Raw genomic sequence first — 24186 nt, 5'->3', positions numbered from 1 at the left:
AACCCGGGGTGATCCGTGCGGTTTTCGGTCAAAGGGGCGGGAAATTCACGGAATGGGGCAGGTAGGGACATCCCGGCGAGGCGTTCCTACCTTCCTGCTACGCTTTCAGCTCCAACTGCAAATGCTCGGTGCCGGAGAGGGCTTCGGTGACCTTGAGGGTGAGGGTGTTCGCATTGGCCTCGATTTTCACCAAGCAGGCGGGGGTGGGGGACCACTTGGTGGAGGTGGTTTCCGGGCCACCGGAAACGATCTGGTGGTAGGGCCGGTCCCCGGTGGGCGGGCTGTGCCAGAACTGGTGGGTGTGGCCGGAGATCACGGCGTGGATGCGCGCCTTCGCCAGCAGGGGGGACCAGCGGGCATCGCCATCGGAGCACCATGCGCCCTTGCTCTCCGGCTCCTTCCAGCGCAGCGGGATGTGGCAGAACAGCAGGCGGAAGGGAGCGGAGGCGAAGCGTGGATCGGCGACGGCTTTTTCGAGCCACTCGCGCTGGTTCTCGCGGTAGGCGGCGAAGTCGCCCATGTCGCCATAGATGCCGGGGCCTTCCTTGTCATCGCCCGTATCCAGCATGAGGACGCCCACCGGCCCGACCCTCAGCAGACCGAGGTAGCCATAGGCATGCGGACGCGGGGCGAAGCGGTTGAGATCGCGGGCAATGGAGCCGCGGGCATCGTGATTGCCACGGACAAAGGCGATCGGGCGGCGCGACCATGCATCGCGGCCGCTATCGAGGCTGAGGAGGGCTCCGGTGAAATCCTGCTCCTTGTTGAACTGATCCTGCACCAGATCGCCATTGAGCACGATGAGATCGGGACCGAAGGCCAGTGTGGCCTTGCCCAGCGCCTCGATGGTGGGGGCTTGCTGGTGGATGTCGTTCCAGATCGCGATGCGGGCCTCGGTGGCGGGGCCGGGCATGCCGAAATCGAAAATCGGAGAGGCGACCGCCGCGCCGCGGGTGATTTTGTAGTGGTTCGGGAATTGGATGGGTGCCGTGACGGTGCGGTAGTAGATGCGATCTCCCGGTTTCAGGTCCGGCAGACGGATGGCGATAACCGCGGCATCGAAGGTCCGCAGGCCGTCCTGGGAACCGTAGGCGGTTTTTCCGAGTTCCGGAGTATTGCCGTATTCGACATAGCCGGTGCATGGGCCTTTCACGCTCCAGACGATGGCGACGGAGTCCGGCGTGATGGAGGTGACAGTGGGAAGTCCGGGGAGGGGGCCTTCCGGAACAGTCGGAGCCGGGACGGGCGCTTCCTCCGCAGCACGGGCGATCAGAGGGGTGGAGCCGGTGAGTACGGTGGTCCAGAGGAAGTCACGGCGGTTCATGCCGGGATGATACGATGGTTCCGCAGAATGCCGTGCGGAAAAATGTAAGGGGGGAGCTCCGCTTTCCCTCTTTGGGGTTGGGAATCGCCCGGCTTGGCCGACCTCGCCAACGAAGCTGCCGGAAACCAATCGAAAGCGGAGCTTCCGACTACATCGGCTCACACCACCACCGGCTCGGGCGGCGGTTGGAGCAGGCCGCGTTCGGTGAGGAAGCGGTCCATGGCGCTGGTGGTGAGCTCGAAGTACATCTCGCTCACGTTGAAGTTGAAGAAGCTGTGCTCGGCGCGGTCGTAATCCACCAGCTCGCACTTCACGCCGCGCCAGTAGAGGCGGCGGGAGAACTTACGGGCCTCGTCAATGGGGGTGATGCGGTCGTTCTTGCCGTGGAAGAGAATCATCGGCGGCAGCTTGCGGCGCACGAGGGCCATCGGGCTGAGACGTTTCGCGGTACGGCTGTCCGGGAACTTCGCGGCGGCGGCAGACTTCGGAGCGGTATTGAGCAGCGCGCTGAAAAGGGCCACCGCCTGCGGACGGCAGCTCACGCCATCCGGGGAAGGCATTTCCTTGTCCTTCGGCAGCGTGCAGAGCAGGGCGAGCCAGGCGCCACCGGCGGTGCCGCTGAGGGTGACTTGGTCCGGATCGATGGTGAGCAGGCTGGCATTCCGGCGGACCCAGCGTACGGCCTCGCGGGCATCCTCCATGGCCTCGACGGGGCTGGTGGCGTGTTTGGAGGAGGTGCGGGTTTCCACCGCGATGGTCACGGCACCGCGGCTGGCGAAGTGGAGGCAATGGGGGATGAACTGTGTCACCGTGGGCGATTCCCAGAGGCCGCCATGGAAGAAAAGGATCACCGGCCGCGAGCGCGGCGTCTCCAGCCCCTCGGGCGGGGAAAAGACATAGGCAGTCAACTCACCCTGCGGGGTGTCGCGGTACACGTGTGCGGAGGCGCTTTTCAACATCTCCCGATCGCGGGCTTCGCCGATCGGTGCCACTTTCTGCAAAATACTGCTCATGAGGAAATCGCCGCCGTCCCGGAGGTGGCGGCGCGGGATTCTTTGTTGTCCAGCGGCGGACTTTGTCCAATCGTTTCGTGTGTGAGCCGACTGATTTTCCCTCTTTTCGCCCTGGTGGCTTCTCTTTGCCCCCACAACGTAATGGCCGCCCCCGGGGCGGAAGCACTTCGCGTGCCGCTCGAGACCACCTACGGCCAGTGGCAGCAGGCCGTGGTGAGGAAGGATGTGACCAGTTGGCAGGCCGTGACCGCGAAATCCCGCCAGATGGAAGTCCGCAACCGCCTGGTTTCCGAGAAGCGGGCGTATCCGGCGGGAGTCTTTGAACTGCCCGCACCGCCGCCGGCCTTGAAGGGTCTGAAGTTTCTGGAGGCGAAGCAGAAGGGCCAGACGGCGAAGTTGTCCTACTTCGGCAAGATCGACTTCGGCATGGAGGGTGCGGTGCCCACGGAGAACCTGCTGGTGCTCTCGTTCATCCAGGAAAACACCGGCTGGAAATACGACCGGGCGGACTATATCAACCTCGCCGCGCTTCCGGCGGTGCGCGGTGAGCTGGCCGCGGGCAACCTGCGCTATCTGGAAGAGACTCCGGATGCCCAGCCGTCCGGTGTGGTGCCGCCGGTGGCGGCCCAGGCTCCTGCGGCGAAGTACATCGCGAAGGTGTATGTATTCTGCCCGGGTCGGGAGGTGCAGGTGCAGGTCAACAAGATCAGCCGCCACAAGTTTGCCAATGCCAAGGAGGCGGAAGTGGTGATCGGCGGGGCGGTCGACGGGCCGAACGAGGTGCAGTATTCCGTCAAGAAACTGGATGGCGGCACCGGCAAGGAGGCGATGACGATCCGCGTGTATCTGTTGTCCGAGGTGCAGGATGTGAAGCCGATCAAAGCCTTCGAATACCAGGTGCCGGAGAACGGCGTGCCGAAGGCGGCGGACACGGGCTACTTCCAGGTGGATGCGGCCGCGGTGAACAAGCTGATGGGAAGATAGCAATGCAGACATCACCCGGCTGATCTTGACCGGATGATGATTTGCGGGTGTGTGCCGCAATCCGTTTATTTCTTCAGCTCGTCCGGGCCCGTCCTTCCGGACGGCATGCGATAATTGAGATCCCATGCCGGCGCACGGTCGGAGCCGGTGCGGTTGTGAAGCCATTCGGTCCGGTGCGCGGCATGTCCGATTTCATGGCATTTCATGAGATGTTGGAGTGATGTGTTGTGAGGTGCGGGAGCAAAATAGGACATATGAAATAGATTGGAATTTCATTGACGTTGTTAGGGTGTGTCGGTTGTGATCGGGTGATTTTTGTAGCTTAAGGTGGTTTATATCCGGGCGGGATGTTCCTGCTTCCGGTCATATGGCCGCCCAACTCCCTGAAGAAAAAGAAATGAAAATCGACCATGGCAATCGTTTCGGACGGGCGGTTCTTGCCGCCGGTTTCATGATTCCAGCCGGCCTGTCCTGGGCCGCTACCACCGGAAGCGAAAACTATCGCTATGACGCTTCCGGCAATCTTGTGGAAAAATCCATCGGAGGGCAGGTCACGCACCTGGCCTATGATTCCACGAACCGCCTTCTGGAGAATGGTCCGCGCACCTTCAGCTATGATTCATCCAACCGGCTGGTGTCGGAGCATGAGGCAGCCGGAGAGTCCCGGGAATGGTCCTACGGCTATGCGGACAAGGTGCTTGGCGTGACCAACGATGGGGTCAAGACCGACTTCCTTTACAACGCGGCAGGCCAGATGGTCGGCAAGATTTCCGGTGGCACGGGTGCGTCCTATGCTTGGGACGGCCTCGCGCTTGCGGAGGAAAACGGCCGGGTTTTTGCCAATGAGGAGCACTTCACCGGCGGCGTGCCGGTGATCCAGGGGGGCGGCGAGGTGGTCGTCTCCGATCACATGGGCACGACCTTGCTCTCGGCGGACCACCAGTTTGAAAGCACCGCTTTTGGTGAAGGCCAGGAGAGCGGCCGCTTTACCGGAAAGATCCATGTCGATGAAATGGGCGGATATCTCTTTCCATGCCGTCTCTACACGGCGGATTCCGGCCGTTGGGCGACCACGGACCCGAGTGGATATCCGGATGGCACCAACAATTATTCCTACGTCAATGGTGATCCCATCACGCGGGCTGATCCCACGGGATTGGTCGAGTATGTCTGGGACCCGACCTCGGATTATGCCGGATTGGGTGTCTTCAGCCCCAAGGCCATCACCACGAAGGTGGCAGGAACGGTGAAAGTGAACACGATCGACAAGGGGAACAACCACTACTGCTATCAGCCGGTGGTGGACAAAGCCTTTGAATTCAAGGGCGGAGGTCATATCAAAATCCCAACATTGGGGTACTCCAACGCCGCCGGCTACACCACCGATGCCACATTTCGAGCCGACGTTTTGACCCATGAAACCTGGCATAAGACCCATCGGAAGACGTTGGGCGACAAGACCTATGGTGCGTTGGAAACCTGGAGTGCGTCTTATGCCGGGAATGAATTCGCGACGGCTGGAGAGGCCATGACTGCAGGCACCGCGGATTTTGCAGCGGCCAAGACTGCCACGGACACCAAGTATGCTGCAAACACGGGCAGGAGTGGAAGCCACGAAGGTGCAAATCCAGCGTCGGGCTACTATGAAACCACCATTGGAGGGGTTAAGCTCTTTCGCGAACAAAATCCGGACTGGGGCCAGCCTCTTGATACCCTGCTCGGGCAGATCACGGTGACGTTCACCAAGACCGCCGGCAACTGCGAGTATTGAAGCTTTGGATTTGAATCGTATGGTATGAGAGAAGGCGGCGGGAGTGGATCTTCCGCCGCCTTTGCCGGATAAGATCCATAGAGCCGATGAACTTCCGCAGCCAGTTGATCCCCATCGCGCTCCTCATGGTGGGCGGGGCGATCGCCACGTATGTGATCCTCGGCCGTGATCGGCCCGGGGAAACCGGGGGCGTCTCATCTCCGGCCGGCCCGGGAAAGCATGAATCGGGAAGAAGCCGGGGCCCGGAGAAAATGAATACGGCCAACAACCAGGCTCCTGCGGGTGGGGAAAGCGAACTCGAAAGGGTATTGAGGGAGTCAGGGCCTGCCGCCGCGCTGGCGAAGGCCAAGGCCCTCCAAGGACAGGAGCGCGAGAGCGGGGTGAAGTTCGTCCTCACCACGGCCGCCTTGACCGATCCGGAATTTGCGGCCCGGGAATTCAAGGCTTCGGGACTGAGCATCACGGGGCAGGGCCATGTTCTGGATGCGCTGATGATCGGTTGGCCGGATCCGGCGAGGGCGCTGGAATGGGCGGACAAGGAGTTGACGGGGCAGTTGCGTTCGTCGGCGATCTCGACCTCGCTGGCCCGCCTCGCCAAGACGTCGCCTTCCGCCGCCATCGATTTTCTCAAGAACATCCCACCGGGAGCGGACCGCAAGCAGGCCGTGGGAAGCATCATCGCCACCTGGGCCGCCGTCGATCCTGCCGCAGCGATGGAGTATGCGAGAACGTCCGGTGAGCCGGGTGCTTTTGCCGGGGCGATGATCGATGTGGCACCGGCGTGGGTGAAGAATGACCTGGCCTCGGCCAAGGACTATCTGGCGCAATCGGCCGGAGATGATAAATCCGTGTATCTGGCCCACCTCGTCGCGGTGGAGGAGGCGAAGAAAGATCCCGCCGGGATGTTGAAGTGGGCATCCGATCTTCAAGGAGAGGCTGCGGACAGGGCGAGGCGCTCGGCTGTGATCGCGTGGGCGGATGCCGATGCCAAAGCGGCAGCGGCCTATGTCGATGCGGCGGGAGACAAGGACCGCACCCAACTGGCGCCTATTCTGGCGGGCGCCTGGGCTTCACTCGATCCTGCGGCAGCAGGGGCGTGGGTGGGCAAGCAGGGGTCGCCGGATGTGCAGGCCGCCATGGCCATGGAGGTGGCCTATCGCTGGTCCTCGGTTTCCGCCGAAGACTCCTGGAGCTGGGCGTCCTCGCTGCCGGATGGTCCTGCCAGACAACAGGCATGCGCATTGCTTTCCAAGCTCGCCAATGCCCCCGCGGAGCGCCGCTTCCACGTATGCCCGGAAATCGCCGCACGGGCCGCGGCCGATGCCAGCTTTTTCACCAAGACGGAGGCGGTTGATGAGTAGCGCGAGCGCGGATTTCCCCTTGCAAGGGCGGGGGCGGTCCCGAAGCCGTTAGTGGAATCTGTTTCCCGAAACATACCTCCAATCGTGGAGGGCCGCGATGATGTGTTGGCTCGTGTGGGAGCAAAATGGGACATATGAAATAGGTTGGAATTTCATTGACGATGTTAGGGTGTGTTGGTTGTGATTGGGTGATTTTTGTAACTCATGGTGTTTTGCATCCGGGCGGGATATTCCTTGTTCCCGATCATGCGGGCACCCAACTCCCTGAAGAAAAAGAAATGAAAATCGACCATGGCAATCGTTTCGGACGGGCGGTTCTCGCCGCAGGCTTCATGATTCCAGCCGGCCTGTCCTGGGCCGCTACCACCGGAAGCGAAAACTATCGCTACGACGCTTCCGGCAATCTTGTGGAAAAATCCATCGGAGGAGAGGTCACGCATCTGGCCTACGATTCCACGAACCGCCTTCTGGCGAGTGGTGGGAACCGCTTTACCTATGACCAGGCGGGACGCCTGGTGTCGGAGCATGAGGCAACCGCTGGAACCAGCCGCCAACTCCAATACGGTTATGGAGACAAGGTGGTGGGCGTTGCCACGGATGGAACCACAACCGAATTCCTGTATAACGCGGCAGGTCAACTGGTGGGGAAAGCCCGGAATGGCGAGGTGTCTTCTTATGTCTGGGACGGGATCTGCCTCGTTGCAGAGGGGGACCGGGCATTTGCCAATGAGGCCCATGTCACCGGGGCTGTGCCGATCCTTGTTTCCGACGGCGGAGTGGCGATTTCGGATTATTTGGGCAATACACTGGTATCCGGAACACAGGATTTCGAGGCGACTGCCTACGGGAAGGGGCAGGAGGCCGGCCGCTTCACCGGGAAAATCTACATGCAGGAGCTTGGCGCGTATCTCTTCCCCTACCGGTGGTACTCCGCTGATACCGCGAGATGGATTGGAGCCGACCCCTCGGGGTATCCGGATGGGTTGAACAATTTTTCCTACGTCAACAGCGACCCGCTTTCGAGAGTCGATCCGCTCGGTCTCGTTACGTTCAATAATCCCGCGAACACGGCCGCTGCGGGCGGAGCTTCCACCAGCTACAGCGGGCCGACCGAGACGACGGCCGGCACCATCAAAGTCCGGGAGATTGCGAAGGAGGGAGATGGCGGCATCTGCTACCAGCCGGTGGTGGACCAGGCGTTTGCCTATGAAGCGGGGTCGACCATGTCTCTGCCAACGGCGGGGACGACCTATCTCGGCTATCTCCGGGACGCGACTTCCGTTTCCGGATCGACCACTCATGAAACGTGGCACCGGACTATTTTCGAAACGTTGCTCACCAAAACCTACGGCAAGCTCGAAACGTGGAGTGCGTCGTATGAAGGCAATGAGTTTGCGACCAGTGCGGAAGCTCTTGCCGCTGGCAACGCCGATTTCGCGGCCGCCAAGGCGGCTGCAGAAGCAAAAAGGGCTGCCGAGTGGCCGAATCGGTTGATCAATCACGCCGGTGCGGTCAGTCAGCAAACGACCGAAAACGGAGTCGACGTCTGGAGATCGGTGAATGCGAACTGGGGTACTGCTGCCAACAATCATATGGCTGCCATTACGCTCAATTTCACCTATACTGACGGAAACTGTGAGCATTGATTAGGACTCACTTCCGTCCCGTGGGGGAGGTCGGCTTCGGCCGGAATCCTTTATCCACGGGACGGAATGATGGATTGTGTTGGAACTTGAAGTGCCTGCGAAATGAAACCTCTGCATCTGAGGATATGTGGAGCCGCCGCATGTCTTGTGGCTCTTGGAATTGCATGGATTCTTCTCCGGGAACATAAGCTTGGAGGACTGGAGGCGACCTCTGCCGCGCTCCGCAACCGCAATACGAGATCCTCCGGTGACAAGCATTCCCATGATTCCCACCCATCGGAAGTTTTGGAAACCCAGGCCAGCAAGGATGCCAACAGGTTGTCGAAGCTGGCGGAATCCGATTCTCTCCAGGCATTGGGAAAGGCGAAGGCGTTGACCGGCGAAGCCCGGGAAGAGGCGGTCAAGCAGGTGCTCCTCACGATCATTCAGGGCGATCCGGAGCTGGCCGCCCGTGAGTTGCCGGGATCAGGACTCAGCCAAACGGGGATGACCCAGGTGGTGGATTTCCTGATGTCGAACTGGAAGAATCCGGCTGCGGCGTTGCAGTGGGCGGATCAGTCCCTGCAAGGGTCCTTGAAAGAACGGGCTGTTTCTTTGGCGCTGGCCGGACTGGCGGCCGCATCACCTTCGGCGGCGGTGGCTTATTTCGAGAAAATTCCACCGGGGCAGGGCCGTCGGCAGGCTTTTTCCGCCATGTTGAGTTCGTGGGCGGCAGCGGATTTTCCGGCTGCCTTGGAGTGGGTGAAGAGCTCAAAGGATCCCAAGGATCTGAACACCGCGATTGCTTCCTTGGCTCCATTGTGGGTGGAGAAGGATCTTCCCTCGGCGATCAGCTTTCTGCAGGACTCTCCGGATAATCCAAGTGCCGTCAATCTGGCCCACCTTGTGGCCATGAAGCGGATGAAAGCGGATCCTGCCGGGACGCTCTCATGGGCGGCTGGATTGGAGGGGGTGGCTGGGGAGCGCGCGCAGCGTTCGGCTGTCATCTCATGGGTGGATTCCGATGTCGGTGCGGCTGCGGCGTATGTGGATGCGGCGAATCAGAAGGAGCGTCAGGTCCTCGCGCCAATCCTGGCTGGTGCGTGGGCCGGAGTGGATCCTTCGGCCGCAGGTGCCTGGGTGGCGAAGCAGGGTAGTTCGGAGGAGCAGGCGGCCCTTGCGGTTCAGGTGGCCTACCGTTGGTCCTCGGTGTCATTGGACGATGCGGCCGCTTGGGCGGCTTCGTTGCCGGAGGGACCGGCCAGGAGGCAGAGCATGGCTTTGTTGAACTCTCTCGCCTCCACCCCTGCGAACCGGCGGGCGCTTGTGCAGCCGCAACTCGTGGGAAAGGCGACGGAGGACTCCAGATATTTTCCTCCTAAGAGTGAGTCCGACGAATGATCATCATAAGAGTCATGGATGCATTCTTTTCTTCTTCTGCTGGCAAAATGGAGTCCGGTCATGGCCTGCGGATCAAGGCGGGCGCTCTGATGAGTGGCATGACGCTGGTGATCCTCGGATTGGTTTCGTGCAAGGATTCGCAGGATAAGTCCGGAGACCAATCCCATCCCAAGGCTGTTCCGCTGGCGGATGCGGGTCATGGGAAGCCTGCGGCTCCCACCCGACACCATGGGCATGCCCATGCGCATGAGCACGAACATGGGGGTGCATCGCTTTCCTCGCTCCCGCCGCGGATTGCGGAATTGGCAGAAAAACAGCCTGCGGAGGCTCTCGACCTGGCAAAGGCGCTGCCTGCCGGTGAGCGGGAGCAGGCGATCAAGACACTGCTGCTCGCGCTGGCGGAAGAGCGCCCGGAATTCGTGGCCCGCGAGTTGGAGGCGTCCACTCTGGGTAGGGCGGACATGGCGGCGGTGGGGGAGGTGCTGGTGGGATATTGGCCGGATTCGCGGAAGGCGCTGCTGTGGGCGGATCAAACTTTCAAGGGGGCGGATCGCGGGCAGGTGATCGGGGCGGCGCTGGCTGCCTTGGTTGAGTCCTCGCCCGGTGACGCATTGGCCTTCGTGGATGGCATGCCGGTCGGGCAACCACGGGAGGCGGCATTCAACCGGATGATGCAGGCATGGGCCGGGACGGATCTGACGGCGGCGGTCGAATATGCGAGAGGGGTGAAGGATCCGGCTGAGGCGGCTGCGGCGATGGCGACCGTGGCGGACATGTGGGCGGCGAAGGACGCGGCCGGTGCCGCGGCATTTTTGTCCGGAACGGCGGGAGAGCCCCGCTACGCCATGCTGGCGCAACTGGTGGCAGCGAACCAGGTGCGGACCGGTGATCCGGCGGCAGCCCTTGCATGGGCCGCCACGGTGCCGGGACCCTCCGGTTTGAAGGCCCGGGAATCCGCGATTGCGGCGTGGTCGGATGTGAATCCGGCGGCAGCGGCGGCGTATCTCGACAAGGCGGGCGCCCCGGCTCTTGTTCCACTGGGACCGAAATTGGCCGGGGAGTGGTCGGCACGCGATCCTGCGGCAGCGGCGCGGTGGGTGGAGGCCTCCCAGAGCTCCGCCCAAGGGGCGATGGTGGCGGAGGTGATGCAGAATTGGCTGAAAGCGTCTCCCCGGGATGCTTCCACCTGGCTGGACTCCCTGCCGGAAGGACCGGCACGCGATCATGGAATCCTGGTGCTGCTAAGGCGGGAAGCCTCGGGAGATCCGGCCGGGGTTTTCCCATGGGCGGATGCCCTGTCCACTCCTGCGGCGAGGGAAGCCGAGATGAAGCGGCTGCAATCGCTGATGGCGGCGGACTACGCTCCGATCAACGGCAAGCGGCATTGAGTCGGAGCGGGCTGCGACGGGGTCAGCCTTGGGCGACCATTTCGCAGGCAAGGCGGATGGCACGGATCATGGAGGAAGGATCGGCGATATCCTTTCCGGCGATGCCGAAGGCGGTTCCATGGTCCGGGCTGGTGCGCGGTTTTGGCAGGCCGAGGGTGACATTCACGGCGGTGTCGAAATCGAGCAGCTTCAGCGGGATCAAGCCTTGGTCGTGATACATCGCCAGCACGCCATCGTATTGGCCGCGGGCGGCATCGCGGAAGATCGCATCCGGGACGCCGGGGCCGTGGAAGGTGCCGATGCCCAATGAGTTGAGCCCCTCGATGGCTGGGGTGATGATCCGGATTTCCTCGTCACCGAAAGCCCCGCCTTCTCCCGCATGGGGATTGAGGCCCGCCACGGCGATGCGTGGGGTGGCGTTGCCCTTGCGGCTGAGGAAACCGGCCAGCAGCTTCCCGGTGCGGATGAGCCCGCCAATCGTGAGCAGGGATGGGACCTCCGCGAGCGGGACGTGAATGGTGGCGAGCGCGACGGTGAGCGTATCCCCGCTGAGGCACATGCCATAGTCGCTCACACCCTGAGCGTCCGCGAAGAACTCGGTCTGGCCAGGAAAAGTGAAGCCCACGCTCTGAAGCTGGCTCTTTGAAGCCGGTGCGGTGACGACGGCGTCCGCACGTCCGTCATTCAGCATGGCCGCAGCCTCCTGTAGAGCGGCGTAGGCGGCGGTGGCGGAAGCGCGATCGGGGTGGCCGGGGACTCCGGCGGATGCATCGCCCACCAGGATGAATTCATGTCCATCCGGCAGGGCTCCGGAGGCGAGGGCCTTGCGCGTGACCTCCGGGCCGATGCCAGCAGGATCTCCGAGCGTGATCGCGATGCGGGCCATGGAATGGCGTGTGATCAGGACTCCACCGGTGCGGGATCGTGGCCCGGCAGGGTGTCGAAATAGACGAGATTGCCATCCGGGTCCCGGAGCGCGAAGCCGGAGGAACCATCCGCCTCATGATTCGGGGTGGGGACGGGCAGGCCGCGCGAGGCCAGATGGGCGGCGAGCTTTGCGATATCCGCTCCGCGGAAGTTCAGCATGTTCGGCTCGTCATGACGGTAGAGGCCGATCCGCGTCTCATCCCTGGCCACGATCACGTAGCCAAGATCCGTGCTTCCATCCACGGGGATGAATCCAAGGGCATCGTAAAACTCCAGCGAGCGAGCCAGATCCTTGACCGAAAGACAGATGTCGAGATGCCCGAGGTGCATGCCTGGGTAGGGATCAGATCTTGCGATCGATGATGGCGCGCTTGCGCTTGGATTCGATCCAGCGCTTGTACTCGCCTTCGGTCTTCTTGCGGCGGACGGCTTCCTCGATGAGGTCGCGAACCTTCGGATTGGAAAGCGGCTCGGACGGTCCGAGTTCCTTCTTGATGACCTTTACGATGGAGAAGCCCTGCGGGTCCTGGAGCGGCCCGGTCGCCTTGCCCGGTTCGATTTCGAACAGGATGGCGGAGAAGGCCGGGGACAGGTCGGTGCGCGGGACGTTCTCACGGGTGCCACCGGTGGCGGCGAAGGCGTCCTTCGAGTAGGTCTTGGCCAGCTCCGCGAAGTCCTGGCCGGCCTGCACCTTGCTCATGACATCTTCCGCGATGTTGAGCTGGGTGTCCGGGGTGGATTCCGGATGCTCCGGGTCCGCCATCGGGATGAAGATCATCTGGAAGGTGATGACATCCTTCGTCACGTCACGGAATGACGCCTTGAGCTCGTTGTACTCCTTCTGGATCTCGTTCGGGAGTGGCGGCGGAGCTTCGGAGAAGTGCTGGGCGCGCATCGCCTGCACGGTGAGGCGCTCGCGGGTGATCTCGCGGAAGCCGTCCATGGTCAGGCGGTTCTTGCGCAGGTCCTCGTTGAAGAGTTCTTTTTTGCCGTTGTACTTCTCGCGGACCAGCTTGGCGATGTCGTCATCGATATACTGCGTCTTGAGCGAGGCTCCCATCACCTTGAACTCATCCAGGATGATCTCGTTGTCGATGAGCTGGTCGAGAACCTTGTCCCGCGCTTCCTTGAGGCGCTTTTCAAACTCCGGGCCGCGGCGCGGGAACTGGGCGGCGAGCTGGGCATAGGCAGGTGCCAGCATCACGGAAACCTTGCTCTTGGTGATCACCCGGCCGTTCACCTTCGCGGCGATGCCATTGACTTCGATGGGGCCGCCGACCGGGACCGGTTCGCCGAGGGCGGCGGAGGCAGCAAGCAGCAGGGCGAAGAAAGAACGGAGCTTCATGGAGTTTCGCAGGGGGCGTCAGGGGTTCCGGAACGGTCCGCCGACGCCGCGCAGTCTCCTGTTCCCGGGAGGCGATTGCAAGCGGGGAAACCGGTCCGGCCTGACAGCGGAGTCAGGGCTCCGGCTTGCCTTGGATTCCTTGCAGAAATTCCGCAACCGGCCCCAGCAATCCGGGATGCAGCGGCAGTTTCGGGTTCGAATAGGAGGAAACCTGCTCCTTCAGATCGGTGCCGACCGCCTTCAGGACGTGGTTCATACCCTCGATTTTCACCTCCTTGGACTCCGGCTGGGCCTCATGCAAGGCGTCCGCATCGGCCGGGCTCACCTGGATGTCCGTGGTGCCTTGTACGATCAACGCGGGCGCGGTGAGTTTCGCGATTTCCTCGGTGGGGGTGTATTTGATCCAGGAAATGAGGTAGGGCTGGACGCTGGGGCGGAAGAGAACGTTCAACTCCGGAGACACCTTCGCCACCTTCTGGCCCTGATCGAGTTGCTGGAGGATGACGGTGGATTCGGTGAGGAGATTGGGCGGGAGTTTGGTCTTCAACTGTTCCCGCAGCAGGGGAGAGGCACGTTTCGCGGTGCCGGAGAGGGAGACATACCCCGCCACCGGTTTTTTCCCGGCGGCGATCAAAGTGATGAGCGCACCCTCGCTGTGACCGAGCAGCGCGACTTTTTTGAATCCCATCTCACCCTGCAGGTAGCCGATCCAGGAGACGGCGTCATCGACGTAGGTGTCGAAGAGCAGGTCGTCCTCCTTCTTCGGCCCGGCGGCCTTGCTTGCGGCGATGCCGCGCTTGTCGATCCGCACGGAGGCGATGCCGCGGGCGGCGAGGCCCTCGGCGAGCATCTTCAGGCTGTCATTGTTTCCGGGCAGGCCGATGGAATTGCCATCGCGGTCGGTCGGGCCGGAGCCGGGATGAATGAGGACCACGAGGGATTTTTCCTCCTGGGCCGGTTGCTCCAGCGTGCCCTTGAGCACGCCGGTGGGCGTTTTCAATTCGATCTCGGTCCCGGCGAGAGACAGGCCGATGAAGGGGAAGATGAGCAGGAGGCGCTTCATGGAGACAGGGCAAGGCGTTGTCCTGACAGAAGCAGGGGGGAGGCGCGGATGGCAATCCGATTCCACGGACAATCACACGATGCCACCGTTGCTGCGGATGGTCTGGCCATTGACCCAGCCGCCATCGGGACCGCAGAGGAAGGAGACGACGCCCGCGATGTCCTCCGGTTTTCCGAGACGCTCGAGCGGCGGCATCTTCGCGAGGTGGGCGATTTGTTCCTCGGTCTTGCCGGTGAAGAACAGGTCGGTGGCGGTGGGGCCGGGCGCTACGGCGTTCACCGTGATGTGACGTCCGCGCAGTTCCTTCGCGAAGATGGTGGTCATGGTTTCCACCGCGGCCTTGGTGGCGGCGTAGGTGGCGTAGCCGGGCAGGGTGAGGCCGACCACGCTGGTGGAGAAGTTCACGATGCGGCCACCATCGCGCAGTTTCGTGCCAGCGGTGCGCAGGACGTTGAAGGTGCCCTTGAGATTGATCGCCAGCATGCGGTCGAAGAGCGTGTCATCGGTTGCGATGACGGGCACGAGGCCGGGCTGGATCACGCCCGCGTTGTTCACCACCACGTCCACGCCACCGAAGGCTTCCTCCGCTTTCGTGAAGAGGGTGGCGACATCGTCCGGCGAGGAAACGTCCGCCTGCACGGCGATGGCAGTTCCACCGGCATCGGTGATTTCCTTCACGACCTCGTCCGCATCCGCGGCGCGTCCGGCGTAGTTCACGACGATGGCGAAACCGTCCGTAGCGAGACGTTTCGCGATGGCGGCTCCGATGCCGCGGGAGGAGCCGGTGACGATGGCGGATTTGGTGGAGGTCATGGGATCAGTTGGTGTGGGATGGTGTGCGGGTCAAGTGACAAGGAACTACGTACGATAAGACGATGCTGGCGCGGGACGTTGGGTTGCGATCCAATCATCCGTATGGTGGTGCTGGTGATTGCCGATGATGAATGTGTCCTGAACGACCTGCCGGGGGAACCCGCGGATGTGCTGGTGTCCTGCGGGGATTTGTCCGATACGGTGATCCTGAAGGCGGCGGAGCGTTGTGGGGCGCGGCGGATTCTTTGCGTGAAAGGGAACCATGACACCGCGAGCGTGTTTCCTCCTTCCATCGAGGATCTGCATCTGAAGGTGGTGGAGGTGGATGGAGTGACTTTCGGCGGATTCCGTGGCGCGTGGAGATACAAGCCGCGCGGGTATCATCTCTTCGATCAATCGGAGGTGGAACTGGCGCTGATCGATTTTCCGAAGGTGGATGTGTTCGTGGGGCACAATTCACCGGCAGGCGTGCATGACCGGGATGATGATGACGTGCATTTCGGGTTCCGCGCGTTCAACCGCTATATGAAGCTGAACGGGCCCCGGCTACTGCTGCACGGGCATCAGCATGTGAATGCGGAAAGCGTGGTGGACGGGACGACGGTGATCGGGGTATACGGGCACCGGTTTTTGACATTGTAGCCGAAAGCTCCGCTTTCAGGATGTAGGGGGAAGCTCCAGTTTTCCCGTGGGGGAGGACGTCGCTTGGCCGGTGAGCCACCGCCAACTGGAGCTGGCGGCTACAATTCGAAAGCAGAGCTTTCGACTACAATGACCTCAACATCCCTTCCGCTTCATCGAGCTTCGGCTTGGGAAGATGATGTGTGAGGCGGGGGAAGCGTTTGCCTTCAAGCAGGATGTAATCGCCGTTGCGGTTGAGCATCAGGCGCTGGGCCTGGAGCTCCACGGATGCGACATCGCGGGCGGCGGCGAGGGCCTTGATACGGGCGATCTGAAGCAGATTCGCCACCGCTTCCGGAAAACGCCCGAAGCGGTCGCGCCAGGCGCTCTCCAGTTTTCTAACAGCCTTCTCGGACACCGCTTCTGCGAGCTCGCGATAGGCGGCGAGGCGTAGCTTCGTCTCCGGCAGCCATGAGGCTGGCAGGAATGCAGGGATGACTGCCTGATGATCCTCGCGGGCATAGGCACTCTCGCTGAAGCAGACACAGTCCGCTTTGAACGCGGTCTCGGCATGATGACTGGTCTGACCGCGGCCTTTGAGGCGATCCACCGATTGGCGCAGGAGCTGGCAATACAGATCGAAGCCGATCTGCGCGATGTGGCCGCTTTGCTTGGTGCCGAGCAGGTTGCCCGCACCGCGGATCTCCAGGTCGCGCATGGCGATCTTGAAGCCGGAACCGAGCGCTGTGTACTGCTTGATCGCGTGGATGCGCTTGCGGGCGTCACCGGTGGTCATCATCTCCCGCGGAAGCAGCAGGATGGCATAGGCCTTCTCACCCGCACGGCCGACACGACCGCGGAGCTGATAGAGATCCGCGAGGCCGAAGCGGTCGGCGCGGTCGATGAGAATGGTATTCGCGTTCGGAATATCGATGCCGGTCTCGATGATGGTGGTCGCCAGCAGCACATCGGCCTCGCCCTTGACGAAGGTGTGCATCACCACTTCGAGATCATCCTTCTCCATCTGGCCGTGGCCGATGAGGATGCGCGCCTCGGGCACAAGCTGGCGGATCTTCGACGCCATCAGCTCGATGGTCTTCACGCGGTTGTGCAGGAAGAACACCTGACCGCCGCGTTTCATCTCGCGCTGGATCGCATCGCGGATCACGCGCTCGTCATAGGCGCAGACGGTGGTGGAAACCGGCACGCGGTTCGGCGGCGGCGTCTCGATGGTGGACATGTCGCGCGCGCCCATCAGCGCCATGTAGAGCGTGCGGGGAATCGGCGTGGCGGAGAGCGTCATCACGTCCACCTGGCGGAAGAGTTCCTTGAACTTCTCCTTGTGCTTCACGCCGAAGCGCTGCTCCTCATCGACGACGACGAGCCCGAGATCCTTGAAATGCACGTCTCCGGACACGAGGCGGTGCGTGCCGATGACGATGTCCACCGAGCCCTCCTCCAAGCCGCGAAGCGTGTCCTTCACCTGCGAGGGCGTGCGGAAGCGGTTGAGCAGATCGACGCGCACCGGATAGTCCGACATGCGTTCGCGGAAGGTCCGCCAGTGTTGCTCCGCCAGCACGGTGGTGGGCACCAGGATGGCCACCTGCTTGCCGCCGGTCACCGCCTTGAAGGCCGCACGGATTGCGACCTCGGTCTTGCCGAAGCCGACATCGCCGCAGATGAGGCGATCCATCGGTCGCGGCGATTCCATGTCCTTCTTCGATTCCTCGATCGCGCGGCGCTGGTCGACGGTCTCGGTGTAGTGGAAGGAGTTCTCGAACTCGAACATCCAGCGCGAATCCGCGGCGTGGGCGAAGCCGGGGTTCGATTCGCGCTCGGCATGCACGCGCAGCAACTGGGCGGCGTAGTCGAGGATGGATTTCTCCGCGGACTTGCGCGCGTTTTTCCACGCCACGCTGCCGAGCTTGTTGAGGTCCGGCGTCTTGCCGCCGAGGCCGACGTATTTTCCAACGAGATGCGCCTGCTCCAGCGGCACGCTGAGAATGGAGCCGCCATCGTATTCGATCGCCAGCTCCTCGCCATCGTCGCCGGGATGAATACCACGGAAGCGTCCGATGCCATACTCATAGTGGACGACGAGGTCGCCTTCCGAAATCTCATCGATGGTGGCGCGGGCGATTGCGACACGGGCGCGATCCAGCGAACTGCGGCGCGCGACGCCCGGCGTGCGGTAGCGGCCGAACAACTCCGAGGAGGATAGTACCGCGAGCTTCAGCGCGGGAACGGTGAAGCCCGCCAGCAGTTCGCCGCGCAGCGGGGTGAGCCCTAGATCGCGCTGGAGGTCCTTGCCCGCGAGATCGGCGAAGCGTTCCTGCTCGCCATCGTTAGAGAATACGATGCCCACGTCCCAACCATCGCGCTGCCATTCGTTGAGCTGCTTGAAGAAGCCCTCGCGGCGCGATTGCTCCAGCACGAAGTCACCGGCATCGAAGACACCGAGCGGGCTGTTATAGCAGGCGGTGGTGAAGTCCTCCTCGCCCTCCAGATCCGCCACGTCCTCCAGGATGCGGACGTCCGGGCGATACGTCCCGGTGGCACCGATGGCGACGATGAGGTCGTCCTTGTGGCGGTAGTCGGAGATCTTCGCCGCGGCGGGCGGCTCGGCGAGCAGCAGGTCGGATTGATCCAGCTTCCGCGTGGACGCCTGCGAATCGAGGTCGAACTCGCGCAGCGATTCCAGCTCGGTATCGAAGAACTCCAGGCGCAGCGGCCGCGCGGCCTGCCAGGCGAAGAGATCGACGATGCCGCCACGGATCGCAAACTGGCCGCGGCCTGCGACGGTGGGGACGCGTTCGTAGCCGTGCGAAGCCAGCGTTTCGGAAAGTTCGCGCGGATCGAGCTGTGTGCCCGGCTTCAGTATGGTGCGGGAATCTCGGAGCGCGCCGGGCGAGGGGGCGGGGGAGTCAAAGGCATCGCTGCCGCAGATGACGATAAAGGCTTTCTCACGCGCGAGGTGCTCCAGCACGGCGAACCACTCCGCCGCGCCCTCAGGATCGGCGATGGTGCCCTCGGCGGTTTCCGTGGGCGACTCGGGCAGGACCAGCGCCACGATGCCCCACAGCTCAAGCTCGGTGGCGAGGCGTTCGCGCTGGCGGGGCAGGTCGCAGACAAGCCAGACGCGCTGTTTTTTCCGGTCGCGCGCGGCCTCCGTGACCACTGCGGCGAGCCACGCGTGGGCCGCATCGCCCGCGTGATCGAGCAACACTTCCCCATCGCCGGTGGCCAATGGGGCCAGGCGTTGGGCGAAATCCGGCTGCGTGACGGCCCGCCGCAGCCAGGCATGGGAAGAATCCGCCGCGCGGGTCACGCAGGGAGGGATACACGGGAATTCCCTTGTGGCAAGAAGGCTGCGCGGTTTTTAATTCACCTTTCCTAAGCATGTGCTAGCCTTGTGCATGCGATCGTGCGCCCTCTTTTTCTCCCTCCTCGCCTGCGCGCTGCTCTCCTCGAACTGCACGCAGATCGGTCCGCCGGGTGGCGGCCCTGACCGCGTTCTGAACTGGCGGCCCTCGCCGGTGCCGCCGCCGCAACCCGGCTCGCTCTCCACTTCCACGCTGGTCCGCAAGATCAACCTGAAGCCGGACATGGTCGCGAAGGGCACCTACGGCCGCAGGGTGGTGCGTCCGATGAATCCGCGCTACATCACCATCCACAGCACGCAGAATTTCTCCGCGGATGCCTCGAAGCATGCGCTGGCCCTGAAGCGCGGCGCCCTCCGCGCGCCGAAGCGCAAGGGATTCAACCGCATCGGCTTCCTGATCTGGCACTTCACCGTGGATTCGCGCGTGGCGATCCAGCACATGCCGTGCAACGAGCAGGGCGAGCACGCCGACTTCAACGGACCGGGCAACAACTACTCCATCGGCATCGAGATGTGCGAGAACCGCGGCGGCAACCGCTCCGCTACCATCGAGCGTGCGGCGATGCTCACCGCGTACCTGATGAAGCGCTACAACATCCCGCTGCGCAACGTGGTGCCGCACTACCACTGGCCGCGTCACGGTTGCAGCCCGGAGCACAAGAACTGCCCGTGGTTCCTGATGGACAACGGTCGGCCGGGTGCGAAGTGGCGCTGGTTCCAGAGCAAGGTGAACTACTACTACCGCTCGCTGCAGTGACCTCCGGTCCATCCGCCGGCAGCCCCGGCAACCGCGACGTCTATCTCGACCCGGACACGTTCTACGTCTGCGACCGCTGCACCGCGTGTTGCAAGTGGCCGGGTGACGTGCGGTTGGAGGAGGATGAGATCCCGAAGATCGCGGAACACCTCGGCATGAGCGAGGCCGCGTTTCTCGACCAATACACTCGTCTCCGCACGAACCGGCAGGGACTGTCATTGATCGAGAAGGAGAACCACGAGTGCATCATGCTGGAAGGCAACCTCTGCCGCATCCATCCGGTGAAGCCGGAGCAATGCCGCGGCTTTCCCAACAAATGGAACTTCCCCGGCTGGCGGCAGGTCTGCCACGCGAAACCGATGCCGATGGCGGAGGCGAAGGCACGCGGGTTGGCGAAGTAGCGGCACGAGTATTCCTGCCTGTGAGCCGCGGTGTGGGCCCGGATTGGCGACCATGGCGGCGTCACCCGACTCTTCTACTGATACACGTAGCTCTACAGGCGTGCCGGGCGGCGGCGTAGCAGCAGCGATCCACCCATGATGGCGATCGTGAACCCGATTGTTTCCGGCTCCGGAACGACCACGAAGTCAAACTGGTAATTGGTCGCGGCTCCCTGCTGTTGAAACAAAAAGGTGTAGCTGCCGGGGCCCAACGGCGGGGTAAATCCTTGGGAGCCGGGGGCGGCCGCGGGATTGGACATGATGGAAAGCATGTTCATGCCGATGGTATTGGTGGCGGGCAGGGAGCCGTTCACCGCCGCGGTGCCATAATGAGAGTAACCGAGATAATTCGAGGCTGTGAAGGGGCTGCCTACAAAGGCACTCCCGCTCTGTACGCCCATGAAGCCCTGTGCATCCGTCGAAGAATACGAAGTCAGGACCAACGATGAAAGTTGCATCCCTGCCGGAATCGTGACGTTGAGCCAGTCTTGTGTATCCGTGCCGCCGGTTACAGAACCAATGACCGAGCTTGTGCCCAAGGTCAGATTGAAGCTGTTCGGAGCACTTTGACTGTTCGACAGATCCCCATTGGTCGTCTCCGTCCAAATGACCGCGGCTTGTACCGGAATGGATGCCATGGATAGCAAAACCGCCACGACCAGTGATTTTGACAGGTGCATTTGAGGAGTCGGTTGTAGTTATCTGTTAATCCAAAAACGGCGATTGGACATTGGGGTGCTTTTGCGAATTCCCGGACAGGCGCCTCGGGATCATGGGTTCGTGATACGGCTGAAAACCGCCATGCACCCATTTGCGGTTTCGATCAGCCCGCAATCCTTGATTTACAGGTGCACTCTTTCATAAAATGGATCTCTCCTGCAATGGCTTTAGGAGGCCGATTTTAAAATTTATTGTAACATTCCCGGAGGTCGCGCTTTCACCGATTGCTTCGTGCCGGTCATCGTTCTCCGGTATCAAAGGCGCGTTTTTTGAGGAGATTTTCTAATGAGCCCTGCGCGGCAACCATAACACCGGCTGGGTCACCGCGATGTTCCGGCGGACTTCCTCATCGGTCGGATCGGCGGGAAGTCTTCTCCACAGTTGCAGATACTCCGGATGGTCACAGGCGATGCCCGCGAACAGGAGCGCGGGCTGGCGGGCGGGCCAGCCTTCCCATGCCTGCACGTCCGGTTTGCGGGGCCACTTCGATTTGTCCGCCAGATAGGGTGCGAGAAACTCCACGGCACGGCGCATGCCTCGGCCATCGGGCAGCGTGAAGTTCCACAGATTATCGTCCGGTGTGGAGAGTACCTCTGCCAGCAGAGCCATGAGATCGAGTTGGAAGATCGAGTAGCCGTAGGGCTTGGTGCGGGCCAGCTCGGCGGGGAAGCTGCCATCGGCCGCCATTTGCTGCGGGATGAACACTTCCTTGAAGCGCTTCCGGCGCTCCGCAAGTCCGGCTTCATCCCCGCAGAACCGCTGGAAGACGGCGAGTTGCAGGTCAAAGGCCACCGCGTGGTTGTTGCGGGCGCGGGCTTCATCCTTGCCGTTCGCGCTTTCGATCATCCAGCGCGAATATTCCCGGAACCACGTTTGGAGATCATCCTTCAAGCCGGAGCGGAACGCGGCGGTCTTTTCCATCGCCGCGATGGCGGGAGGGATCTCGATGAGATGCAGGGTATCGATGATGCCGATGCCGCGTCCGGGTGAGACACCGGGAATCGCCTGGGCATAGGTCAGGGCCGGGTTCATCCGGGTCTTCGGGTCCACGAAGAACACGCGCAGGAGTTCAGCGGCCTTGTCCGCGTAGCGTTCCTCGCCGGTGGCGAGATAGCCTGCGGCGAGGGCCGCCACGGCATCGCGCAGGTCACGGATGCAGTAGCGGTGCTGGGAGAAATTCGCCGGATTCGATTCGCCATCGCGCTTGATGTACGGGAGGCCGTCTGGCTTCGAAGGATCGGGCCACCAGTAGTCGCCGTTCGAATAGTAGTCGTTCGGACCGCCCTCGCTCAATGGCGCGCGCGTATCCGTGATGGAGATCGGCTTCTGTTGGAGCGCCTTCCCCGCCGCCACAAGGATGCGCTCACGATCCAAGGCCAGCGCCGAGTCGAACTTTCCGGAAAACTCCTGTTTCGCCGGGGCGGACTCCGGAGATCCTTTGGTGGTGTCATGATTCTGCGCTTCCGCAGACAAGATCCCCAAGGCGAACGCCAATGACAACGAGCGGACAGATGGAAAAATCACGATCGATTGTCGAACCTTCGCGGCCCGCCTGACAGCCACACATCTGAGTAGCTCCCGGAGAGGCGACAGATTGCAGTCGTGACCCCGTCAATGTAGATGAAAGGCCAGTGAAACCCACGGCGATGATTGTTCCTTCGCTCCGCGGGGAAGGGCGGTGAGGAGAGCTTGAAATCCTATCGGCGGCTGTTAGCTCCTCTCCGGGTCATGTATGAACCTCCCCAAGCTCCCGCGCTTCCATTGTCACCTGATCCTCGCAAGCCGGGGTGGGCCAAGGCGGGGGTGATCGTCGGCGCGGTGTTCATGTTGGCTCCGGTCTTGGGAGCCGTGGGGACTGCGAACAGGATGTCGGAGGCTTTCAAGGTACTGGGTTCCTCGGGAATCGGAGATCCTCATGCGCTTGGGGAAAAAATAGGAGAGGTGCTGATCGTCGCTATCGTCGGCTTCGGACTTTTCCCGGTCGGGATCATTGTTCTGGTGGTTTCTCTCCTCAAGCTCCGCAAATACCAACGGCAGGCAGCCGCCTTGCCGGGCGACGCCCGTGTATGAGCGGTGGGTGTTTCCCTCTGGAATTGAGAAGCTTGGAGTGACTCGGGATTTCCTGAGCCGCTTGGAATTCCCATTTCTCACTTTACACTTCCCAGCCGTTGTGATGGGGGCGACTCTCGGCGCATGTTCGTCGACCACATCCGCATCTTTGCGAAAGCCGGCGACGGTGGAAACGGTGCCGTTTCCTTCCGTCGTGAGAAATTCGTGCCCCGTGGGGGTCCGGATGGTGGTGATGGCGGCAATGGTGGCGACATCGTGCTGATCGTGGATCCATCCACGGACAACCTCCGCCAGTTCTTCTACGACCCGAAGCTGATCGCCCAGGACGGCAAGCCCGGTGGCGGCGTGCGCAAGACCGGCAAGGGCGGCAAGAAGGTGACGGCCCGCGTTCCTCCGGGCACCGTGGTCTATCGCAGCACCGCGGCCACCGTGATGGAGGCCGTGGAGGCGGAGCGCAGCGAGGAGGGTATCGATCTCGATCCGGTGGCGGACCTCACCGAGAACGGCCAGGAGTTCATCCTCTGTGCCGGTGGTATCGGCGGCAAGGGCAACTGGAACTTCCGCACCTCCACGAACCAGGCACCGCAGGAGCACACGCTCGGCACGCCGGGTGACCAGGCGGTTTTCTATCTGGAGCTACGCCGCATCGCGGACGCGGGCCTCGTCGGCTTCCCGAACGCGGGCAAGTCCACGCTGCTCGGCAAGCTGTCCGCGGCGAAGCCGAAGGTGGCGGCCTATCCGTTCACCACGCTCCAGCCGATGGTTGGCGTCGCGGAGTTCGGCGGTTTCCGCCGTTGCACGATCGCGGACATCCCGGGGCTGATTGAGGGCGCGCATGAGAACCGCGGCCTCGGCCACGAGTTCCTGCGTCACATCACCCGCTGCCGCGTGCTGTTGTTCGTGGTGGACATGGGTGGCACCGAAGGCCGCGATCCGGTGTCCGACATCGAGATCCTCCGCAAGGAGATCAAGGAATACGATGCCGAGCTGGCCCGCTTCCCATGGATCGTGGTGGCGAACAAGATGGACGTGGAGGGTGCGGCGGAGAACCTGGAGATTTTCAAGCAGCGCTTCCCGAAGGTGGAGATCATCCCGATCTCCGCCGAGCTGGAGGAGGGCCTCGACAACCTCAAGCAGTACCTCGATAACGAGGTGGCCTACAAATACAACAAGTGATCCCG

General features: G+C 62.4%; 21 protein-coding genes. 11 read left to right on the top strand and 10 right to left on the bottom strand.

What is annotated here, in order from left to right; genetic code table 11:
• Positions 1–97: 97 nt before the first annotated feature.
• Both KBB96_RS08705 and KBB96_RS08700 read right to left on the bottom strand, forming a co-directional pair.
• Positions 98–1324 (bottom strand): metallophosphoesterase family protein, encoded by a 1227-nt coding sequence (locus KBB96_RS08705; RefSeq protein ID WP_211634302.1) that lies wholly within the window; start codon positions 1322–1324, stop codon positions 98–100.
• A 158-nt stretch (positions 1325–1482) separates the two neighbouring features.
• Positions 1483–2337: an alpha/beta hydrolase gene (locus KBB96_RS08700; protein ID WP_211634301.1), complete on the bottom strand. Its 855-nt coding sequence runs from the start codon at positions 2335–2337 to the stop codon at positions 1483–1485.
• Between the two features lie 171 nt (positions 2338–2508).
• On the opposite strand from KBB96_RS08700, the gene KBB96_RS08695 reads away from it, so the two are divergent.
• The 6 genes from KBB96_RS08695 (at position 2509) to KBB96_RS08670 (ending at position 10867) form a co-directional block, all read left to right on the top strand.
• Entirely contained in the window at positions 2509–3321 is an 813-nt protein-coding gene (locus tag KBB96_RS08695) for a hypothetical protein (protein ID WP_211634300.1), read from the top strand.
• 397 nt (positions 3322–3718) lie between these two features.
• Positions 3719–5092: an RHS repeat-associated core domain-containing protein gene (locus KBB96_RS08690; protein WP_211634299.1), complete on the top strand. Its 1374-nt coding sequence runs from the start codon at positions 3719–3721 to the stop codon at positions 5090–5092.
• Between the two features lie 86 nt (positions 5093–5178).
• On the top strand, positions 5179–6453 hold the full coding sequence (locus KBB96_RS08685; RefSeq protein WP_211634298.1) for a hypothetical protein: 1275 nt from the start codon (positions 5179–5181) through the stop codon (positions 6451–6453).
• A gap of 161 nt (positions 6454–6614) precedes the next feature.
• Positions 6615–8099 (top strand): RHS repeat-associated core domain-containing protein, encoded by a 1485-nt coding sequence (locus KBB96_RS08680; RefSeq protein WP_226373703.1) that lies wholly within the window; start codon positions 6615–6617, stop codon positions 8097–8099.
• Between the two features lie 102 nt (positions 8100–8201).
• Positions 8202–9479: a hypothetical protein gene (locus KBB96_RS08675; RefSeq protein ID WP_211634296.1), complete on the top strand. Its 1278-nt coding sequence runs from the start codon at positions 8202–8204 to the stop codon at positions 9477–9479.
• A gap of 47 nt (positions 9480–9526) precedes the next feature.
• Complete coding sequence (locus KBB96_RS08670) at positions 9527–10867, top strand: hypothetical protein (protein WP_211634295.1); 1341 nt, start codon at positions 9527–9529, stop codon at positions 10865–10867.
• 22 nt (positions 10868–10889) lie between these two features.
• On the opposite strand, the gene pdxA is transcribed toward KBB96_RS08670, so the two are convergent.
• The 5 genes from pdxA to KBB96_RS08645 form a co-directional block, all read right to left on the bottom strand.
• A complete protein-coding gene (gene pdxA / locus KBB96_RS08665; RefSeq protein WP_211634294.1) occupies positions 10890–11753 on the bottom strand; it encodes a 4-hydroxythreonine-4-phosphate dehydrogenase PdxA in 864 nt (287 codons plus the stop codon).
• Between the two features lie 14 nt (positions 11754–11767).
• Positions 11768–12124, bottom strand: coding sequence for a VOC family protein (locus tag KBB96_RS08660; protein WP_211634293.1), 357 nt, complete (start codon positions 12122–12124; stop codon positions 11768–11770).
• A gap of 13 nt (positions 12125–12137) precedes the next feature.
• Complete coding sequence (locus tag KBB96_RS08655; protein ID WP_211634292.1) at positions 12138–13139, bottom strand: SurA N-terminal domain-containing protein; 1002 nt, start codon at positions 13137–13139, stop codon at positions 12138–12140.
• A 112-nt stretch (positions 13140–13251) separates the two neighbouring features.
• A complete protein-coding gene (locus tag KBB96_RS08650) occupies positions 13252–14202 on the bottom strand; it encodes an alpha/beta hydrolase (RefSeq protein ID WP_211634291.1) in 951 nt (316 codons plus the stop codon).
• A gap of 72 nt (positions 14203–14274) precedes the next feature.
• Positions 14275–15015 carry an SDR family oxidoreductase gene (locus tag KBB96_RS08645; RefSeq protein WP_211634290.1) on the bottom strand — a complete coding sequence of 247 codons (741 nt, stop codon included), beginning with the start codon at positions 15013–15015 and terminating at the stop codon, positions 14275–14277.
• 102 nt (positions 15016–15117) lie between these two features.
• On the opposite strand from KBB96_RS08645, the gene KBB96_RS08640 reads away from it, so the two are divergent.
• Positions 15118–15657 (top strand): metallophosphoesterase family protein, encoded by a 540-nt coding sequence (locus KBB96_RS08640; RefSeq protein ID WP_211634289.1) that lies wholly within the window; start codon positions 15118–15120, stop codon positions 15655–15657.
• Positions 15658–15781: 124 nt separating this feature from the next.
• On the opposite strand, the gene mfd is transcribed toward KBB96_RS08640, so the two are convergent.
• Complete coding sequence (mfd, locus tag KBB96_RS08635) at positions 15782–18964, bottom strand: transcription-repair coupling factor (protein WP_211634288.1); 3183 nt, start codon at positions 18962–18964, stop codon at positions 15782–15784.
• Positions 18965–19052: 88 nt separating this feature from the next.
• Here mfd and KBB96_RS08630 point away from each other — a divergent pair, with 88 nt between their 5' ends.
• Together KBB96_RS08630 and KBB96_RS08625 are read left to right on the top strand one after the other, a co-directional pair.
• Positions 19053–19775, top strand: a complete 723-nt coding sequence (locus KBB96_RS08630; protein WP_211634287.1) for a peptidoglycan recognition protein family protein — start codon at positions 19053–19055, stop codon at positions 19773–19775.
• A complete protein-coding gene (locus tag KBB96_RS08625) occupies positions 19772–20176 on the top strand; it encodes a YkgJ family cysteine cluster protein (protein WP_211634286.1) in 405 nt (134 codons plus the stop codon). Before KBB96_RS08630 ends, KBB96_RS08625 begins: the two co-directional genes overlap by 4 nt.
• 92 nt (positions 20177–20268) lie before the next feature.
• Here KBB96_RS08625 and KBB96_RS08620 read toward each other — a convergent pair whose 3' ends face one another.
• Both KBB96_RS08620 and KBB96_RS08615 read right to left on the bottom strand, forming a co-directional pair.
• The gene (locus KBB96_RS08620; RefSeq protein ID WP_211634285.1) at positions 20269–20853 is read right to left on the bottom strand and encodes a hypothetical protein; all 585 of its coding nucleotides are present in this window, start codon (positions 20851–20853) and stop codon (positions 20269–20271) included.
• A gap of 364 nt (positions 20854–21217) precedes the next feature.
• Complete coding sequence (locus KBB96_RS08615; RefSeq protein ID WP_226373679.1) at positions 21218–22459, bottom strand: alginate lyase family protein; 1242 nt, start codon at positions 22457–22459, stop codon at positions 21218–21220.
• A 204-nt stretch (positions 22460–22663) separates the two neighbouring features.
• Here KBB96_RS08615 and KBB96_RS08610 point away from each other — a divergent pair, with 204 nt between their 5' ends.
• Both KBB96_RS08610 and obgE read left to right on the top strand, forming a co-directional pair.
• Entirely contained in the window at positions 22664–23005 is a 342-nt protein-coding gene (locus KBB96_RS08610; RefSeq protein ID WP_211634284.1) for a MotA/TolQ/ExbB proton channel family protein, read from the top strand.
• 123 nt (positions 23006–23128) lie between these two features.
• A complete protein-coding gene (obgE, locus tag KBB96_RS08605; RefSeq protein ID WP_211634283.1) occupies positions 23129–24181 on the top strand; it encodes a GTPase ObgE in 1053 nt (350 codons plus the stop codon).
• The last annotated feature ends 5 nt before the right edge of the window (positions 24182–24186 follow it).

Source organism: Luteolibacter ambystomatis (genome assembly GCF_018137965.1).
GTDB classification, from domain to species: domain Bacteria; phylum Verrucomicrobiota; class Verrucomicrobiia; order Verrucomicrobiales; family Akkermansiaceae; genus Luteolibacter; species Luteolibacter ambystomatis.
The sequence above is the reverse complement of the archived record's forward strand: the minus strand, read 5'-3'. Positions and strand labels throughout refer to the sequence as shown.

Coding starts and splice junctions, on each gene's coding strand:
- KBB96_RS08630 (WP_211634287.1), top strand. CDS start 19,053: ATGCGATCGTGCGCCCTCTTTTTCTCCCTCCTCGCCTGCGCGCTGCTC.
- KBB96_RS08650 (WP_211634291.1), bottom strand. CDS start 14,202: ATGAAGCGCCTCCTGCTCATCTTCCCCTTCATCGGCCTGTCTCTCGCC.
- KBB96_RS08660 (WP_211634293.1), bottom strand. CDS start 12,124: ATGCACCTCGGGCATCTCGACATCTGTCTTTCGGTCAAGGATCTGGCT.
- KBB96_RS08645 (WP_211634290.1), bottom strand. CDS start 15,015: ATGACCTCCACCAAATCCGCCATCGTCACCGGCTCCTCCCGCGGCATC.
- KBB96_RS08685 (WP_211634298.1), top strand. CDS start 5,179: ATGAACTTCCGCAGCCAGTTGATCCCCATCGCGCTCCTCATGGTGGGC.
- KBB96_RS08670 (WP_211634295.1), top strand. CDS start 9,527: ATGGAGTCCGGTCATGGCCTGCGGATCAAGGCGGGCGCTCTGATGAGT.
- KBB96_RS08620 (WP_211634285.1), bottom strand. CDS start 20,853: ATGGCATCCATTCCGGTACAAGCCGCGGTCATTTGGACGGAGACGACC.
- KBB96_RS08655 (WP_211634292.1), bottom strand. CDS start 13,139: ATGAAGCTCCGTTCTTTCTTCGCCCTGCTGCTTGCTGCCTCCGCCGCC.
- obgE (WP_211634283.1), top strand. CDS start 23,129: ATGTTCGTCGACCACATCCGCATCTTTGCGAAAGCCGGCGACGGTGGA.
- KBB96_RS08640 (WP_211634289.1), top strand. CDS start 15,118: ATGGTGGTGCTGGTGATTGCCGATGATGAATGTGTCCTGAACGACCTG.
- KBB96_RS08690 (WP_211634299.1), top strand. CDS start 3,719: ATGAAAATCGACCATGGCAATCGTTTCGGACGGGCGGTTCTTGCCGCC.
- KBB96_RS08680 (WP_226373703.1), top strand. CDS start 6,615: ATGTTAGGGTGTGTTGGTTGTGATTGGGTGATTTTTGTAACTCATGGT.
- KBB96_RS08705 (WP_211634302.1), bottom strand. CDS start 1,324: ATGAACCGCCGTGACTTCCTCTGGACCACCGTACTCACCGGCTCCACC.
- KBB96_RS08610 (WP_211634284.1), top strand. CDS start 22,664: ATGTATGAACCTCCCCAAGCTCCCGCGCTTCCATTGTCACCTGATCCT.
- pdxA (WP_211634294.1), bottom strand. CDS start 11,753: ATGGCCCGCATCGCGATCACGCTCGGAGATCCTGCTGGCATCGGCCCG.
- KBB96_RS08675 (WP_211634296.1), top strand. CDS start 8,202: ATGAAACCTCTGCATCTGAGGATATGTGGAGCCGCCGCATGTCTTGTG.
- KBB96_RS08700 (WP_211634301.1), bottom strand. CDS start 2,337: ATGAGCAGTATTTTGCAGAAAGTGGCACCGATCGGCGAAGCCCGCGAT.